The 16865-nt window shown below is 44.7% G+C and carries 15 protein-coding genes; 8 read left to right on the top strand and 7 right to left on the bottom strand.

From position 1 onward, the window contains the following. Window positions 1-2: 2 nt before the first annotated feature. Window positions 3-713, bottom strand: a complete 711-nt coding sequence (locus BLR32_RS20875; protein WP_089834802.1) for an alpha/beta fold hydrolase — start codon at window positions 711-713, stop codon at window positions 3-5. Between the two features lie 195 nt (window positions 714-908). Here BLR32_RS20875 and BLR32_RS20870 point away from each other — a divergent pair, with 195 nt between their 5' ends. From BLR32_RS20870 to BLR32_RS20855, 4 genes are all read left to right on the top strand, one after another. Continuing rightward, window positions 909-1745, top strand: a complete 837-nt coding sequence (locus BLR32_RS20870) for a hypothetical protein (protein WP_089834801.1) — start codon at window positions 909-911, stop codon at window positions 1743-1745. Window positions 1746-2098: 353 nt separating this feature from the next. Beyond that, complete coding sequence (locus BLR32_RS20865; protein WP_089834800.1) at window positions 2099-2938, top strand: SDR family NAD(P)-dependent oxidoreductase; 840 nt, start codon at window positions 2099-2101, stop codon at window positions 2936-2938. Window positions 2939-3022: 84 nt separating this feature from the next. Continuing rightward, window positions 3023-3448: a MarR family winged helix-turn-helix transcriptional regulator gene (locus BLR32_RS20860; RefSeq protein ID WP_089834799.1), complete on the top strand. Its 426-nt coding sequence runs from the start codon at window positions 3023-3025 to the stop codon at window positions 3446-3448. Between the two features lie 11 nt (window positions 3449-3459). Beyond that, on the top strand, window positions 3460-4458 hold the full coding sequence (locus BLR32_RS20855) for a phosphotransferase (RefSeq protein ID WP_089834798.1): 999 nt from the start codon (window positions 3460-3462) through the stop codon (window positions 4456-4458). A gap of 63 nt (window positions 4459-4521) precedes the next feature. Here the strand turns inward: BLR32_RS20855 and BLR32_RS20850 are convergent, their stop codons facing one another. The 3 genes from BLR32_RS20850 to BLR32_RS20840 form a co-directional block, all read right to left on the bottom strand. Continuing rightward, window positions 4522-5247 carry a hypothetical protein gene (locus BLR32_RS20850; RefSeq protein ID WP_089834797.1) on the bottom strand — a complete coding sequence of 242 codons (726 nt, stop codon included), beginning with the start codon at window positions 5245-5247 and terminating at the stop codon, window positions 4522-4524. Between the two features lie 88 nt (window positions 5248-5335). Next, on the bottom strand, window positions 5336-6109 hold the full coding sequence (locus BLR32_RS20845) for an isocitrate lyase/PEP mutase family protein (RefSeq protein WP_089834796.1): 774 nt from the start codon (window positions 6107-6109) through the stop codon (window positions 5336-5338). Between the two features lie 99 nt (window positions 6110-6208). Beyond that, window positions 6209-7024, bottom strand: a complete 816-nt coding sequence (locus BLR32_RS20840; RefSeq protein WP_089834795.1) for a helix-turn-helix domain-containing protein — start codon at window positions 7022-7024, stop codon at window positions 6209-6211. Window positions 7025-7533: 509 nt separating this feature from the next. Here BLR32_RS20840 and BLR32_RS20835 point away from each other — a divergent pair. The 3 genes from BLR32_RS20835 to BLR32_RS20825 all read left to right on the top strand — a co-directional run bounded on the left by BLR32_RS20835 (window position 7534) and on the right by BLR32_RS20825 (window position 13537). After that, entirely contained in the window at window positions 7534-8814 is a 1281-nt protein-coding gene (locus tag BLR32_RS20835; RefSeq protein WP_089834794.1) for a TCR/Tet family MFS transporter, read from the top strand. A gap of 360 nt (window positions 8815-9174) precedes the next feature. Continuing rightward, window positions 9175-10812, top strand: a complete 1638-nt coding sequence (locus BLR32_RS20830) for a tetratricopeptide repeat protein (protein ID WP_089834793.1) — start codon at window positions 9175-9177, stop codon at window positions 10810-10812. Window positions 10813-10912: 100 nt separating this feature from the next. Next, the gene (locus tag BLR32_RS20825; RefSeq protein ID WP_089834792.1) at window positions 10913-13537 is read left to right on the top strand and encodes a T9SS type A sorting domain-containing protein; all 2625 of its coding nucleotides are present in this window, start codon (window positions 10913-10915) and stop codon (window positions 13535-13537) included. Window positions 13538-13601: 64 nt separating this feature from the next. On the opposite strand, the gene BLR32_RS20820 is transcribed toward BLR32_RS20825, so the two are convergent. The 3 genes from BLR32_RS20820 to BLR32_RS20810 form a co-directional block, all read right to left on the bottom strand. Further along, window positions 13602-14009: a DUF6157 family protein gene (locus tag BLR32_RS20820; protein WP_089834791.1), complete on the bottom strand. Its 408-nt coding sequence runs from the start codon at window positions 14007-14009 to the stop codon at window positions 13602-13604. A gap of 136 nt (window positions 14010-14145) precedes the next feature. Next, complete coding sequence (locus BLR32_RS20815) at window positions 14146-15138, bottom strand: aldo/keto reductase (RefSeq protein WP_089834790.1); 993 nt, start codon at window positions 15136-15138, stop codon at window positions 14146-14148. Window positions 15139-15144: 6 nt separating this feature from the next. Next, window positions 15145-15744 (bottom strand): NAD(P)H-dependent oxidoreductase, encoded by a 600-nt coding sequence (locus BLR32_RS20810; RefSeq protein ID WP_089834789.1) that lies wholly within the window; start codon window positions 15742-15744, stop codon window positions 15145-15147. 102 nt (window positions 15745-15846) lie between these two features. Between BLR32_RS20810 and BLR32_RS20805 the strand changes: the two genes are divergently transcribed. Then, window positions 15847-16749 (top strand): LysR family transcriptional regulator, encoded by a 903-nt coding sequence (locus BLR32_RS20805; protein WP_089834788.1) that lies wholly within the window; start codon window positions 15847-15849, stop codon window positions 16747-16749. The last annotated feature ends 116 nt before the right edge of the window (window positions 16750-16865 follow it).

The raw sequence follows: 16865 nt of genomic DNA, 5'->3' as shown, positions 1-16865 counted from the left end.
GTTTATTTGGTAATACCCTCATGCAAATAATGTTGCAATGCAAAATTAAACTCCTCCGGCTTTTCCATCATCGGAGCATGGCCACACTCATTTAGTATTACCAGTTTAGTATCAGGAATCATGCCTGCAAATTCCCGGGCAACGTGAATCGGCGTGATCCTATCATCCCGTCCCCAAATTAATAATGTTGGCGCAGATATTTGAGGTAAAAGATCCGCCACATAATGACGCTGAGCGGATTTTGCAACCCGGAGAACACTCAGACATTTCTGAGAATCTACTGTAATACTTAACACCTGTGAAATAAGCGCTTCGGTCGCTATAGCCGGGTCGTGAAATGTATATTCAACTCTTGCCTTAATATAGGCAGCCGTGCTCCTTTTAGGAAAACTCCCCATGTTAGTATTTTCGTATAGGCCAGAGCTGCCGGTTAAAATTAGATTTTTAACATTATAACTGTGACGTGAAGCATATAAAATAGCAACATGCCCTCCCAGCGAATTACCAACCAGTATAACGTTCTTCAGGTCATTATCCTTTATAAATCCTTCCAGAAATTCCAACAGAAAAAAAAGCGACTCATCCTTCGGCGTATCATAAATTGGCAAAGCGGGAACATATACATTGTAGGACACTCCAAATTGCTCAACAACACTATCCCAATTGCTAAGTTGCCCGAAGAGGCCGTGAAGCAAAATCATACTTTGTTTCATCTTATAATTTTGAAGCAAAAGTAGATGCTACGATTATTTGTGTCCGTGACTACAATCACAATCACCACTATATCCCGTTAAATCTATTTAAAAAAACTTCATGAGGCTTTCAGGAATTTTGCCTTATCTTTCCCACAATACCACTAAGCACCAACCGACCCTATTATACCATTAGACTATAATACTTATCTAACAATGGACACCCATGTAAACAAATCGGGGGAACAAAATAAGCGGGCAGCGGCAGATAGTGAGGCTCCAATACAAGGTGAGAGTAGCCAGGCTTTCATGTTTGCCGACAATCGTCCCCAATCTGTTATGCAACGTAAGCTGCAGGAGGCTATTATGAATAGCCCCAGGGTGCTGCAGTTAAAAGCCATCCAGGAAATGGCAAATAACAGCGTTCCATTAAAACAGTCCAATAAGATACAAGGTACACCTGTCGCCCAGTTATGGTGGGTACATCATGAGAATAGCAATCAATCACATTGGGAAGGTCGCCGCGAGCCAACCGAGCATGATTTGCAGGAATTGGCAGCGATGGGCAGAGTACGTGTGGATAATGTATTAGCCCCACCCCTTTCTTTGGGCGCATCCTCATCCCGGCCTAATGGTCTTTTTTTAGCCGCCGCTGATGCAGCAGAGGGTGCAGTAGGTGCTCCATTCCCCTTACCCCCTCCTACAGCGGGACAAGCAATGCCTCAGCGTGAAAGAATCACAAGTGTGGCCTGGCCACATGATGGACAACGGGTCGCTCATCCTGAGGAGCGGAGAGCCGAACGGACTATTAATGGCGGAACAGCACGTGCTCAGGCCGCGGCCTATGGCTTACCAGATTTCCCCAGGGCTGCCCATGCGCATATTCAGCCAGATCACGCCATTCCTCTTGGAGAAGATCGTGAAAATCCGGCTAATCGCCATCCTTCTACAGAAGCTGCCAATCAGCAACATTCAACCCGTGAGCATGCCCAATCCCGCATAGGGGAACATTCAGCGATGAATTTCTTTTTGTCCGGGATTACCCCAATATAGCCAGAACTCTCCTCCAAAACGCAGGTATGGGGCCCGGAGATGCCCAGGCCTATGTTGATGCCTTTGCTGTACAAATCAGAGCGTACGGAGCTAATCATGGATACGTTCACCGTGACATACAGAACGCTATTTTAAGACAGCGAGGCTTAGATAATGATTTATTGGCAATCATTCGTTATATGAGGCGCGGATAAGAGAGACAATTCATAGATGCAGTTGTCTGTTCAAATGTGATATGGATCACGTAATCGCTACATAATTCCTTTGCACCTTTGTATTGTTATTAAAATACAAAGCAGTCCGGCCGCTTAATTGCCCCCGTTTTACGCTGCTTCACTCCAAAACTAAAAGTCATGAACAATTCAAAAGTCTGGTATGTAACCGGCGCCTCACAGGGATTGGGACTCACACTTGTTAAAAAACTGCTCGAAAGCGGTTACCGTGTGGCAGCAACTTCACGCAACGCCCAAACCTTAAAACAAGCTGTGGGCATCATCGACGCAGACCGCTTTCTTCCGCTGGTCGTTGACCTGAACAATCCCGATTGTATCAATGAATCTATCCAGCAAACAATCACTGCTTTCGGCAGCATTGACGTTGTTGTTAATAACGCCGGATATGGCATGATGGGCGCTGTAGAAGAAATTGCCGAACAGGATATCAGGAAGATCTTCGATGTAAACGTATTGGCTGCCGTTAATGTCGTAAAGAGTGTATTGCCGCTGATGCGTAAACAGCAATCAGGTTACATTATTAACATCGGTTCGGTTGCCGGATTTGTAGGAGCGCCTGGCTGGTCCATTTATTCGGCTACCAAGGCCGCATTAGCCGCATTTTCAGAAGTACTTGCGCTGGATGTGAAAGAATTCGGCATTAAAGTAACTGTTGCGGAACCCTCAGGCTTTCGTACCGGCTTTCTTACTGAAAACTCCCTGGCAAATATTACCACGAGCATCGAAGGCTATGAAGCAATCAAATCTACCCGCGAGCGCTATCTGGCAAATAATGGTAAACAATCTGGCGACCCCGAAAAAGCTTCAGCCATATTAATTGAACTCGCAGAAAGTAAAGAACCACCGGTCCATTTGTACCTCGGACAAGACGCATACAATCGCGCATCAGAAAAAATTGCCGGCATGGCTGCAGAACTGGAAGCATGGAAGCAGACTTCCATCTCGGCAGATTTTAAGTAATATACCCTCCACAAGAATTTTCCTTCATTTTGTTTGTAATCCGGAAAATATATTTACTTTTGAAATACTTGACAACTCAAGTATATGTCAACAATAAACCATTCTCTCAAGTTACTTCTGAACCTGGCGAAAATGCAGGCATTGATGTCCCGCAGATTCGACGGATTAAGTGTGCATGGCATCGGTTTTACCGATTTCGCGATCCTTTACCTGCTTCACCAGGCTCCTGGTGGGAGACTCCGCCGGACCGACCTGGCAGAGAAAGCAGGACTTACCGCATCCGGTATTACCCGTATGCTACTACCCTTGGAAAAAACAGGCCTGGTTGCAAGAGAAGCCAGTGAAAGAGATGCCCGCGTAAGTTATGCCGCACTAACACCCGCAGGCCGGCGTATTTATGAAGAAGCAAGAGAAACCGCCAACGCCATTGCCAAAGAGATTGTTCCCGCAGAGATTACCAGGAATCAATCCCTTACCGAACTATTTAAACTACTCGGCACGACCATTTAAACCCATGCTATATGTCACAGACACTTGCCCAACACATCCCTGCACCGCTGACAGCCGCAGTTGAAGCAGCTTTACAGCAGACTTTCGGCACCACCAGCGTTACAGATATTTCGCTGCTGGTCGGCGGACTTTCCGCCGCTCCTGTATTTAAAATCATCGTCAACGACCAGCCATATGTGCTGAAACTGGATAAAACGGCCATATTCTCTCCCAACCATAAACTGGCAGCAGAAGCAGGCATCGCTCCTCCCCTGCACTTCCAGGATACAGCAAATGGCATTTCTATCAGTGGCTTTATCGATGGCAAACCTGTACGCACCATCTTTGGACCAGAAAGATTACCTCAGGAACTGGCAGCAACAATCAAAGCCATTCATAATGTACCTTATCAGGGTAGCGGCAATGACCTCCGGGAAACTATCGACGACATAATAGCAGGGTTCAGACAGTGCAACATCCTGTCAGGTCCCATATTCGATGAATGTTTCAGCAACTATAATACAATCAGAAGCAAATATCCCTGGAATGATGCTGAGAAAGTATTCAGCCACAATGATCTTAATCCCAGCAATGTCTTATGTGATGGAGAAAGGATCTGGATCATTGATTGGGCGACCTCTTTTCTAAACGACCGCTACATTGATCTGGCCAATGCTGCGAATTTCTTTGTACATACCGAAGAACAGGAAAAAGTATTCCTCCATACATACTTTGGTGGTCCGGCAGATGAATATAAAACAGCCCGTTTTTACATCATGCGTCAGGTGGGCAGGATCATTTACGGCTCGCTGATGCTCCAGCTTGCAGCCAAAGGCAAACCTGAAGATTATGCGCATAACCAGGAGATGGAAGGCATCACACTAAAAGAATTCAGTGCTCAGATGGGAGCCGCTAAAATATCCCTGGCTGCCTATGAAGGTCAGCTGATGTATGGTAAAGCGCTGCTGAATGAGGCTGTTCATCAGATGCGTACGCCTCGTTTTGAAGCGGCACTTGCAGTGCTTGGATAAATGCCGGTATAACATTATCCCCTGTTATAATTTTTCAAATATCTATAACAGGGGATAATACTACTATCTAAAGCTAACGCCACCGACGCGTCTGTGTCCTGGTTTCGGTTCCGCTAATTCCCCACATTCCTGCTCTCCAAAATCAAATTCTTCTTCTTTCTGATCAGGAGAATAATTCACGATAATGGGCAGAACCCTCACCTTGTCAGCAGTGACCATGAGGTGACAATACGTTTCCCCTGTCTCAGCAGATTCCTCAAAAACCGCTATGCCCTTTTTCGGATCAATGATATGAACTACGATTTGGTGAATTCCCGTATATGGGCTTTTCAGCTTGAAATGGTATGTACTGCTATCAACTCTCTTAAAGGATATTATCCTATTTGCGAGAGGACCTTCTCCATAATAATCTATATAAGTGGAATCCGTTACCCTGACCATATAATGACTCATAAAATCACTGGGATAATAGACATAGAATTTCTTCTGATATTGATACACCTTTATCCATTTCCTGGGAAACGCTTTACTGGTAAATCTTGTCAGCCGCTTATCTTTGACGATTGCCAATGTGCTGGCATAAATTTTCTTATCATCGCCAGTGAAACTGAAATCAGAGATCGCTTTGTAATACCGTGACGCCGGATTAGTATCAATAAAAACAGTATGATAACCGGTAGGTCGCTTCTCTCTCAACAGAAAGAGGGTATCCTTCTTTCCTGTCGACTGTGCATAGATATTACATAAATACATTGTCAGCAACGCCGTCAGTATATATCTTATTTTCATGGTAGGGATATTAGCGGATCTTATTCAATCAATGTCCGTTTGCATTGATTAGTTTTCAGGCTCCGCCAATATAAGACAAATTCCACGGTTAAAACAGACTGGCAAAGCTATCCTCGGATCTGATCTTCGAGATAATGTCCTCAAACTCTTTATAAACATGCATATTCAAAAAAGGTCCGTCACTCACCCTTTTTACACCCGCCTTTTGCAAGTCATCAAACGATGGCAAGCCAGGTATACACATCACATTTACCGGCAATTTTGATGCAGCAGTGAGTTGTTTAATATCTCCTATCTTGTTAATGCAGGGGAAAAACAATCCATGCACACCGGTTTCCTGGTATACCTGTATTCTCGCCAATGCATCTTTCAATGCACCCGGCATATCAAGTAAAAAGCTATCCGACCTTAAGTTGACAAACATCTTAACACCATCTTTATTGAGCAGCTCCATTATCTGTCTTATTTTCTCTGCAAACTCCCCCGCATCTGTGATACGTCTTTCCCCACCGGTTACAACAGAATCTTCTATATTGATACCCGATACACCTGCCTCATATAAACGTTTAATATTACTGCTGATCTCTTCCAGAGTACGGCCATATCCTCCTTCAATATCCACACTTACTATTGCATTTGTTGATGCAAGTATCCGCTGAACAACCAATAAATAATCCTCAAAAGCCATTTCTTCCCCATCGGAAAAACCCAGGGATGATGCTACCGCAGCACTGGATGTTGCCACTGCCTTAATCCCCTGCGCTTCGTATACTTTTGCGCTCTGTGCGTTCCATACATTTCCGATGTGTAATAAATCATTGCTGTGATGCAGTGCCTGAAATTCGTCAAATCTGTTTTTCATGATCTGTATTATTTTAAATTGATGTGTTGATTTACCAGTTATATTTCATGGCAAAACTATCACAGCAGGACAAGTACAAATTGTATAAAACGGAAAAGATTAACTGGCTGCCAATACCTGGTTGATGGGTGAAGCCTGCTTAGCAAAAGTATTAGGGGTTACACCAGTGAAAAGCTTGAATTCTTTGATGAAGTGCGCCTGGTCAAAATAACCGGAACTGTACGCAATACTGGTCAGCTTTTCCTCGCTCTGGGAAATGAGGTTAAGGCTATGCTGAAAGCGGTTTATCTTGTAAAATAACTTTGGAGCTAACCCGGTGTATTGTGAGAACAACATATTCAGATACCGGGTAGATATATTGTGGCGATGGGATAACGATACAATATTATCCTCACTGTAATTCTTCTTAAGATAATGCACAATATCGCCCACGAATTTGATCTTGTTATGTCTCTTCTCCGATGCGGCCAGTTTCTGCCATAAATAGTCCTCCAGCAATGCAATCCTGGATTCCAACTTACGCGTCTCCAGCAACTTATCATGCAGTGTTTTTAACGATGGCCCCAGCGCATCAACAGCATCAACTATTTTATTATTAAATTCAGATACATGTTCGTTAAAGAAATAAGCGGCAGAATGTGGATAAAATTTAAAGCCCAGCATGATATTCCGGCCAACTGACTGTATGGCTAACGGTTTTGTGATCTGTCCCCAGAGCTCAATAGGCGGAGTAGTGTAAAAGGTATCATCCGTTTTTGACTTCCAGTTTCCTGCTCCTAAATTAAAGATCACTTCCATCGTCCCGCTGGGAAACACAATATCATCATAGCTGCTATCCGAATCAGATTCGTAATAGTAGAAGCATTTGATATATGGCTGCAACTTTAGGCCCGGTATGATTTCTTTAAATATCATGATTACAAATATAGCCCTATTGGCGGAGGCAGCATTGTAAAAAACGGAACAGTTTTCCGGCTTACAGGCTCACCGACTTAATCCCTGCTTTCACCGGTTTTTTCCGCAGCTTTACCTTTAGCAGCTTGCCCTCCCCTGCTGTAGAGATTACTTTTGCATCATGAAACAAATACTGTTTCATGCTTGATAAACATATTTAATTATATCTTATCAATCAGCTAGTTATTATGAGACATCCGGATGAAACCATGCAGTTTGACGCAATTCCCCCTGTAATTTGGCGTATTTGCCTCCCTTAATATTAAGTATTTCGCACTAAGTTTGTGTTATAGGAAGCAGTATATGCAAATACAGATCAACAACAATCATATTAATATCGGTAATAACGTTTGCAGATAACTATATGGCTACATAAGTGATGACAGTGCCATATCACCGTTTACATTCTAACGTATTATCCCGCCGGAAAGGCCGCAGTATTCAATTTCATAAGTCTCAATTACAATTCTATGCATACAACCAGAAAGTCTGCAATTGGCTTTATTTTTATTACTTTATTGATTGACATCATGGGATGGGGACTGATTATCCCCGTTATGGCTGACCTGATTGCCCAGTTGAAAGGCATTTCAGTGAATGAAGCCAGTCCTTATGGCGCATTGTTGTTATCCGTTTTTGCTATCACGCAATTCGTTTTTGCGCCGGTAGTCGGCAACCTGAGCGACAGATTTGGCCGCCGCCCCATCCTGTTGTTTTCCCTGCTGGGCTTCGGTATTGACTATATCATCCTGGCATTAGCGCCTACATACGGATGGTTGTTTATCGGACGTGTCATCGCAGGTATGACCGGCGCCAGCTTCACCACTGCTACTGCCTACATCGCAGATGTCAGCCCTGATGAAACAACGAGGGCCAAGAACTTCGGAATGATCGGCGCTGCCTTTGGTCTGGGCTTTGTACTCGGGCCAGCTCTTGGTGCATTACTGGCCACCTGGGGTATCAGGGCGCCATTTTATGCCGCGGCAGTACTCTGTCTCCTGAATTGCCTGTATGGCCTCTTTATACTGCCAGAATCTCTGAGCAAAGAAAACCGCCGTCCCTTTGAATGGAAACGTGCAAATCCTTTCGGCTCACTGAACTTCCTGACAAAACATCCTGAGATCGGTGGATTGGCCATCAGCTTTTTCCTCATCTACCTGGGTGCACAGTCCGTACAGGGTAACTGGAACTTCTTTACCATCTACCGTTTTCACTGGAGTGAGACAATGGTAGGAATCTCCCTCGCTGTAGTAGGTGTATTGGTAGGAGGTGTGCAGGCCGGACTGACCAGAGTGATCGTTCCAAAGATCGGCAACGAGAAAAGTATTTATATCGGTCTTCTATTGTATACATTGGGCCTGGTACTCTTTGCCTTCGCAACACAGAGCTGGATGATGTTTGCCTTCCTGATCCCCTATTGCCTTGGCGGTATTTGCGGTCCTTCACTGCAATCAGTTATATCCGGTCACGTACCGCGTAATCAGCAGGGGGAATTACAGGGTGCACTTACCAGCCTGATGAGTCTGACCACTGTTATCGGTCCGCTGATTATGAATAGTTCCTTCAGTTATTTCACATCTGATAAGGCGCCATTCTATTTCCCAGGTATCCACTTCTTAATTGGTGCAGTGTGTATGCTGCTCAGTGTTGTTATTACCTACAAGGTAATGACACGTGAAAAGAAAGAAAATCCTGAACTGGCGAAAGTGATCTCTGGTTCCGGAGAGTTGACAGATGCGCCGATGCATTGATGAACAAAACTGTATAATAAAAAAGGACGGATGAAATTCCGTCCCTTTTTATTATATAAACTTATAAGTAAATTATCTGGCGTTCTTAATAATACCATGGAGCTTATTCCTCCTCTATAACCTTGTCTTATCAACTAACTCCATATCTCACATTATACCCTATACGATATACCCGAAAGAACAAGCATTGCTACTAAGCGCCCAACGGCTGATATTGCTACGATACATTGTAACATTCTGCTATCATAAACGTTATACCCACAAACCATATAGCAGCTTTATTCATTTTTTACTATTTTCAAACACTGCCTTCAACAGGCCGCCAACCAAAATCTATATTCTAAGTCATCCCTCACAACGATGAAAAAGTATTTATTAATAACTACATTGCTCTTATTCTCCTGTCTGTATGCTCATCCTAACAGCAAACCCTACTGTGACTCCCTCATCAAAAGAGGCATCGACTCTATGATGGCAAAAAAATTCGTACCGGCGATTACCCTGCTCACAGAAGTACAACGCCTCTCCTCCGAAAAGCACTGGCAGAAACAACTCTTCCTCGCTACTAACAATATCGGCCTCACCTACTATTTCATGCTGGACTACGGCGAAGCATTACGGAACTTCCTCAATGCATACAACATCGCAATGGAAGAAAAGGACGCTACCCTGGAAATGACAGTCCTGAACAATATCGCCATCCTCTACTCCAAGGAAAAGAACTTCGACAAGGCCACAGAATACTTCCAGAAAGCCTACACCATCGCTAAAGAAAAAAACGATAAGATCAGGATTGGTAATTACGCCTTAAACCTGGGCATCGTACACAATGAAATGCACAAACTGGAAAAAGCCAGGGAATACCTCCGGGAAGCGACTGTTTACCTGCAGAACGATGCCCGGAAACTGCTGGGCGCCCAATACTCCTATGCCCAGAACCAATTCCAGCAAGGCTATACCATCGAAGCAGACCACCTGTCCACAAAGTTACTCGCAACCGCCCGCGATTCAGGTTACAGGGATGAACAGATCACCATCTATACCCTGCTTACCTCAGTGAAACTGAAAGAGAATAACCTGGACCAGGCCCTCTCCTATGCCAATGAAGCCCTGGCCCTTTCTCCCAACCTGGAGGAAAAAATAGAACTCCACCAGACATTGTCAGATATTCATTTTAAAAATCATGCCTACGCCCTCGCACTGGCTGAGAAAGACTCCGTATTACGGTTCCGGGATACTATTAATATTATCAAGAACGGTCAGCAATTCGAGAACAGCAAACTGAAATTTGAGCTGCTGAACTCTAAACACACTCTCTCCCTGAACGAGGCCCAACTCAGCAGCCAGCGCCGATTACTGTATACCGCCCTGGCCTTCATTGCCGTCGTCATTGCATTTTTCATCTGGCTGATGCGCATCAAAACGGTAGAAAACCGCCAGAAAGCAGTGATCGCAGAACGAAGCCACAAGATCATGGCACTGGAATTTGAGAACGAAAAAAACCAGAAACTGCTGTTGGAGGAACAACTGAAGGAGAAAGAAACTGCCGCCCTCCTGGAGCAGGAACGATTGAAAAATGAGATCGAGATCCGGAACCGTAAGCTTTCCGCCAAAGCCCTCTACCTCTCCGGCAGAAATGAGCTGATCGACGAGATCATCACCGCCATTTCGAAAATGCCTGATTTAAGTAAGGACAGCACCCGGCATATTTCCCAACTCAAAAGCTACCTGCGGACCGACGATGAATGGGACGACTTTAGCACCCATTTCCAGGAAGTGAACCAGGGATTCCTGAACGCCCTCCGTCAGAACCATCCCTACCTCACCTCAAACGATGTTCGTTTCCTGTCATACATCTACATGAACCTGAATACAAAGGAAATTGCATCACTGCTGAACATCACTCCCGAAGGTTGCCGTAAACGAAAAGAACGGATCACGAAAAAGATGCAACTGGCTGATAATACCTCACTTTTCGAATATTTATCGGGGTTATAGGACAAATGTCACACTTTGTCCCACCCCTGTCCTGTTAATTACATATGCGTTTTGAGAGAAGCGGGGTACTTTCACGGCAGTACCCAATCGACCAAAATTCATGAGAAAAATTTTACTCTTTAACCTATTCCTCTTACTGTTTTTTTCAGCCAGGGCCCAGTTTTCCTATGAAGCAACGGGCGACCATGGAAAGCTGTGGGAGATTACGCAGGATCCATCAGCACCCGAAAGACTATATGCCGTCAGCCTGATCAACCATATCATGGTCTCCTACGACAGGGGTAAGACCTGGGAGATCTTCTATTCCTTTGAAAACAGCCGTACCCGGATATCATCCTTCAAACTACTGCCTGGCAACAAATCATTCTCTTTTGTAGCCACCTCTTCTCCCGATATGTCCATGAACGGCCTGTATGTAGTCGACCTGGAAACCAAAGCCACCATCCGGCATTATATTACACCTGATCAATACCTTGATGCATGGGTAGCATCCTATGATATTTATGACCCGGAAGGAAAGATTGTAGTCCTTAATACCCAGTACATGGAAGGCTTCTCCCTGGTGATCACTGAAGTCTATTTTACCAAAGATGGTGGTGAAAATATGTCAGGCATCTACTATAGCAGGGAGAACCAGAGTGTCCATGTCAATAATTCATTCTTCCATCCTGACGATCCCAAAAAGATCTATCTCGCCAGAAGCCTTGGCTCCGAGGGGGTAAACGGAGGATTGCTCATTTCTTCAGATGAAGGTAATACCTGGCGCGAAGAACTGGCCGGTAAAGGAACATTCTCCGCTGTCGCCTTTAATCCTAAAGATCATAAAGAGTTCTTCATCGGTTCCTTTATCAATTTTGGTGCAGGCCCCGAAGCACTTTTCCATACCCTTGACAGCGGAAAGACTTTTGAACAGGTACCGGTGACCTTTACCGACCAGACACTGGACAATATTACCCAGATAGTTTACGACCCTGGTAATAACAAAAACCTCTGGATGACCGATGAGAATGAGATACTGAAAAGCACTGATGGAGGCGCTCACTGGACCTCAACCGTTTTTCAATCCAGGTCACCCGTATACTATTATGGCACCTCCATGGCCATCAATCCGAAAAACAGTAATGACCTGCTCATCTCTTCTGATGCCTGGCCACAACACACCACCGACGGAGGCAAAACTTTCACCCAGCTCAAACTGCCTTTCTGTGTGGCTTCATCAATGGCGCTGGGTAATGGCAGCAATCCGCAGTTATACTATTCCGTATTGGGCGGATACATCTCTAAAAATCTTACCACCGGCAAATCAGCCGCTTACAATATCCAGCCGTATGACGTGGTCAACGTCCGTGAAATGCAGGTAATACCAGATACCACCGTACCCGGACGCATTTTCCTGTTCCGGGCCAGCGACGGATTCTCTAATCCTGCGGAACTGTTTTACAGCGACGACCAGGGCGCAACGCTTAAGCAGCTGCCCTCCGACCAGTTTGCAACGGGCCTGGGATTTATTCAGCGGGATCCCAATAACAAAGACCGTTACTGGATTTCCTATTCCTATTACTCGTCTTTCTCTACCCTTTTCCGGGTCGATTTCAGTGATGCCGCCAACCCCGAAGCGATACCTGTATCCCTTCCCTACGATGGCTTGCTGACAGCAGCCTTTGTTCCTCATGGCAACGGCGGACAAACACTCTATCTCTCTGCCGGCACGAAGGTATACCTGTCTCAGGATGGGGGCGTTACCTGGGGTGAAAAGATCCAGGGACTGGAACTGACAGAAGGTTACGATATGGTGTGGGACCTGAAAGCCAATCCTTTCGATGAAAAGACAATGGCCGTTGCTACCACCCAGGGCATCTTCCAGACCACAGACGGCGGCGATCAGTGGACACTGTCACTGCCTGCCAGCGATCTTAAAAGAGTGACTTACTCCAATGCCGTAAACGGGCATATTTTCGCAGTTTCTCTTTCCACCAACTATACAGATACCCGCCTGGCATTCAGCACAAATAAAGGCGCCAAATGGTCAAATGTATCTGCCGATATGCTGGCGTACATTTCCTGCAGTTCATCCATTGAATTCAAATGTTATGAAAACAGTGCGGATATCTATTTCGCAACGCCAGATCTGGGTGTGGTGAAATATAAGCTGAATAATCTTTTGTCGCCTCAGTTACTGTTCCTCACATCTTTCACCGGCAGTCTTCAGAGAGGCAATGCATTCCTGGAATGGAGAACAAGAAATGAGGAAGGTTTATCCCGCTATGAACTGGAAAGAAGCACCAACAATAAAGACTTTTCCCTCATCAATACGCAACAGGCAACCAACAGTAACGGCTCTTTCTACTACAAGTATGAAGACCAGGAATTCCCTGCCCTTGCAGCGCAATTTGGTAACGTTTATTACAGGTTAAAGCTGGTCAGTGAAGACAACAGCTTCGCTTATTCAGATACTGTTAAACTGACTGCCCGTGATATGTACATCTATCCGGTGCCGGCAACCAACGTTATCAACCTGCACGTACAAGGGGTTACACAGGCTGCTAAGTACCGGATCTTACTGGTGGATGTTTCCGGCAGACAATATTCTATACAGCAATATGATGTGCCTACAGGACAGACAACTATCACCATGCCTGTTACACGCCTCGCCAGTGGCATGTACATCATGCTGGTAGAAACACGTCCGGGAGATATACGGAAATTTAAGTTTATCAAGCTATAAGCTGTCCTATGTAATCCTCTATCTACCAAAGCGCCTCGTCCGGGGCGCTTTTTTCTTTAACAGATCATGCCTTTTTTGAACGCATGGCTTTCACTTGTTTAAGGGTCTTGTCCCTCGAGAACTGTTGATATTCTGCTGATTCCACCGGGTAAATCGCCATCCTGCCTTCGTCATTAAAATGAGCGCCCCAGCCATAGCGTTTGGTTAACGGAGAAGAACGGAAACAGGCCTGTCCTTTGGAAAAGAACAGTGCTCTTTCCGCATCAAATTCTTTTGTTTTCAGATGACTTTTTGCAGCATACACATGAAAAAGCACATCATCGGAAGTAAACTCATAAGGATTCTCGATCAACAACTCAAATTCAATATTGGCGATAGTCTTCTCGCCTCTCATGGGTGGAACTTCAGCGGTTTTTACGGGGCAATCTTCTGCAACCTCAATAAAGGTGTTGTAATAATTGGTTGTTTTCATCTACATGCTGTTTACAGGGTCAAGCTGACATTACAATACCTGAAATATAAAAAATTCCTGGCAACATTCGTTACCAGGAACCGAAACTGTTCAACAAAAGTATATATTACTTATTTAATACCTCCTTTCTGTCGTGCTATTCCCCATATACTTTCTCAAGTTCCTTATTAATAAATCCAATCTCATCCGCCGTCAATTGCAGGTTCATGGTTTGTGCATTCTGTTCTGCCTGTGCAGCATTACGGGCGCCTGCCAGCACTATGGTAATACCGGGCTGTAAGGTAGTCCAGCGTAATACCAGCTGTGATAATGTCGCCTTTTTACTTTCCGCCAGCGGAGTGATACTATCCAGGAAAGTCTTTACCTTATCTGCTGAAAACTGACCGAAATAGCCGTTCCGGTGGTCATCTGCTTTTAAAGCGGTATTTCCGAAATATTTGCCGGTTAGCAAGCCTCTTTCCAGGGGACTATAAGCAATGATTCCTATATTCTTTTCGATCGCATAGGGTATTAATTCCTTTTCAATACCCCGGTTCAGCATACTGTAAGAAACCTGGTTGGACGCCAGCCGGATTGTTTTCTCTGCTTCCCTCATCAATGGCAGATCATAGTTGCTGACGCCAGCAGCCCTGATCTTTCCCTGGCCAATCAATGTTTGCAACGCCTCCATTGTTTCCTCTACCGGCGTGGTTGCATCCGGCCAGTGCAGTTGCAGCAGGTCAATATAATCAGTACCCAGGCGTTTCAGGCTTTCTTCCAGTTCTTTGATGATATTCGTTTTTGAAGTCAGCTTGTACACGGGAATGGTTTTTCCATTCTCTGATGCATCAAAGAAGTATTCTCCCTTTCCCTGGTTACTGCCATCCCATACCAGCCCGAACTTTGTCAACAGCTGTATTTTACTTCTGTCCTTATCTTTAATAGCGGCCCCAATCAGTTCTTCACTCAATCCGAAACCATAAAAAGGCGCCGTGTCTATTGTTGTTACGCCATTGTCCAGCGAAGCGTGGACAGCTGCTATTGAATCTTTTGCTTCATTACCGCCCCACATATTACCACCTATGGCAAATGCGCCATATGTGATAGCTGATAACTGCAGGTCTGTATTGCCTAATGTTCTGTATTCCATTGTGTGTTAGTTAAGATTTGTAACTATATTCTCCAGATGTTGCTGGTACTGCCCCAGGTCCCTCTTTACATCCGCGTTCTTCTCTATATCGTGGAAATGCATACCAGGCAAGGGTTCCAGTCCTATAAATGCATTCATACGGTGAAAGCCGAACAGGATGCCTTCATCTACGCTCGTTTCTTTGAAGAACTCCCCGGGTAATGTAAATGCCTCCTTAGGCGCATTCCATGAAGTGGTCACCATATATTTCTTTCCGTGCAACATACCACCTGTACCATAGTTGATAGCAGGATTAGCAGAAGAACGCCCGTCACTGCGATAGATCCCTGTACCATGTCCTTCAGTGAATACTTTATCTATGTACTGCTTGAAACCGTGCGGCAGTTGAAACCACCAGATAGGCGTGTGATAGATCACGATATCGGCCCATGTATATTTTGCGACCTCTTCCCTGAGATCGTAGTCATGATTGATGTTGGTGGTCTTCACTTCAAAACCAGGTCTGTTCCGGAAAAATTCAGCGGTAGCCGCTGAGATGGTCTCGTTGAACCGGCCGCCGGAATGGCCGAACTGCTGACCTCCATTGATGATAAATACCTTTGTCATAATGCGTTATTTTCTTTTTGACATGACAAAAGTACCCCGCACCTTATTATTATTAAAACAAGTTAAATCATACCTTTGTATCAGAATTATAATAGTATCCTTATGGTCAATCTCGAATGGTACAGAACATTCAAGGCGATATATAAAACAGGTACGCTCACAGGAGCAGCGGAAGCCCTGTTCATCTCCCAACCCGGTGTCAGCCTGCATTTAAGCTCACTGGAGAATTATGTGGGGTATAAATTATTCGACAGAACAGGCAGGAAAATGGTGCCTACAGAGAAGGGAAAGGTCTTCTACAACTTCATTATTGAACCCCTCAATAAGCTCGAGGATGCAGAAAAGAACTTTCAGAAAAGCACCGAGAAACATACGCCGACTATCAGTGTAGGCATGTGCTTCGAAACCTTTCAGATCACACTGGAACAATACATCTCCACATTACCTTTCAATGTCATCATCCGTTTTGGAGATTACCCGGAAATGCTGGATAATCTTGACAAGGGCATCCTCGACCTGATCATCACACCACAGAAAGGTACTTCTGGCAATATTGACCACGACGCCTTCTCTTCTGAAACAATTGTATTGGTAGCAGGCAATGAGGTAGATACAAAAGCATTCAACAAAGTGACCAAAGGAAAAAATATGGACGCTATTGAGGAATGGCTGAAAACACAGAAGTGGTACGGTACTACAGGCGATATGGAACACCTGTTCAGGTTCTGGAAACTGAATTTCAATCATCATCCTGACTTCAGACCCAACTATATTGTCCCCAACTTAAACTCTATTGTGCGTTGCCTTAAAAGCGGGAAAGGCATAGCTGTAGTACCTGATTTCCTCTGTAGAAAAGAGATCGAAAACAAGGAGATTAAATTGCTGTGGGAAGGCGCGACTAAACTGAAGAATACATTATACTTCGGTACCCGTAAGAAGACAGCCTATGCCGATGAGATCAACCTGATTAAAAAACTATTCAGGAAAGTGATGCTGCCTGTATGAGATAAACTGTCCGGATAATAGTTCATTACCGGATTCCTTTGGAGAGACCTCCTCAGCGACTCTTCCTGTATGATCGTATGCTTTATTGCGAACACTGGCAGGGTTATTCTTCTTAA

It is taken from the genome of Chitinophaga filiformis (assembly GCF_900102545.1).
In the GTDB taxonomy this organism is placed as follows: Bacteria; Bacteroidota; Bacteroidia; order Chitinophagales; family Chitinophagaceae; genus Chitinophaga; species Chitinophaga filiformis.
The sequence above is the reverse complement of the archived record's forward strand: the minus strand, read 5'-3'. Positions and strand labels throughout refer to the sequence as shown.